The sequence below is a fragment of the Enterococcus sp. DIV1298c genome (genome assembly GCF_017316315.1).
Lineage (GTDB): Bacteria > Bacillota > Bacilli > Lactobacillales > Enterococcaceae > Enterococcus_B > Enterococcus_B mangumiae.
This window is the reverse complement of sequence record NZ_JAFLWG010000029.1, coordinates 1-1,061: the sequence shown is the minus strand read 5'-3', so window position 1 is coordinate 1,061 and position 1,061 is coordinate 1. Positions and strand designations below refer to the sequence as shown.

The following is a 1,061-nucleotide window of genomic DNA, read 5'->3' as shown; positions in this document are numbered from 1 at the left end:
GGGTGTTTGAAAGGCATTCTCGATACCTGTTCTATATTTATTGAAGAAAGTGAGTTTCTTACGAAACCACTCAGGAAGTTGTGTATCTAAGGTGTTCACCACTTCGAAAAAGTAGTTCGTATCCTTTTGTTTATAATGATAAAGAAGGAGTTGGCAGGTGTCATAAGCCAGCTTCAAGGTGGAATCATAGCTTAGTAATTCATCGACAATCGCTTTTTCAGTCATTGGTCGCTTAAAGGAATAATCATAACGGTAATGAGAGCTATTTAATAGATAAGAATCCTTTAGAAGCAACTTCCAGAAACGTTTGAATCGTTTGTACTTCAGGCGATCGATCTTGCGATACGTGTTCATGATTTGAATCCGTAAATGGTTCAATGACCGGTGGATATGTTGGATAATATGAAAGCAATCCGTGATAATTTGTGCATGGGGAAAAATACTTTTCGCTAATTCAAAATAAGGAGCGTTCATATCCATGACGATATATTGGACGTTTTCTCTTGCTTGACGGGTGTAGCGAGAGAAATAGGTACGTAAATAAGCAAGTTTACGACTTTCAAGAAGACCTAGAATCTGATTGGTTTGGCCATCCATGAAGATAAAGCTCATTTTCCCAACACAAGATTTCATCGCTTTAAATTCATCAAAGCAAAGAACAGAAGGCAAGTAGTCAAAGCGGAGTTTCACGTTCTTCACGGCGACTTTCATAATGCGTAAAATCGTTACATCCGATACGAAGTACCGGATGGCAATGTCTTTTCTACTGGAGTTGATCGCTAATTCTGCCATGATTTTTCGTTTCAAGTCGACAGAAATCGAACAATTGCGATCGACTAAAGAAGTTTCAGCAGAGAAAGTTGCGCCACACTCTTTACATAGAAAGCGAGTTTTTTTAAGACTTAAGACAGTTTTGTTGGAACGAATCGGCAGTAATTGAATCGTGGTTTGGTGAGTACCATACTTAATTACTTGTCCTTCGTTTTTAATCCCACATCTTGTACAACAAGAGGGAGTGTAATCTAAGCGACCATGAATCACATGGGAGGTAATCCCTCCTT

At 38.7% G+C, this 1,061-nt stretch carries 1 protein-coding gene; it reads right to left on the bottom strand.

The window, feature by feature from the left end; translation table 11 throughout:
- Positions 1 to 1,041 (bottom strand): ISL3 family transposase (locus JZO83_RS07820; protein WP_207115418.1); only part of this gene is annotated, 1,041 nt, incomplete at its 3' end.
- Positions 1,042 to 1,061: the final 20 nt, after the last annotated feature.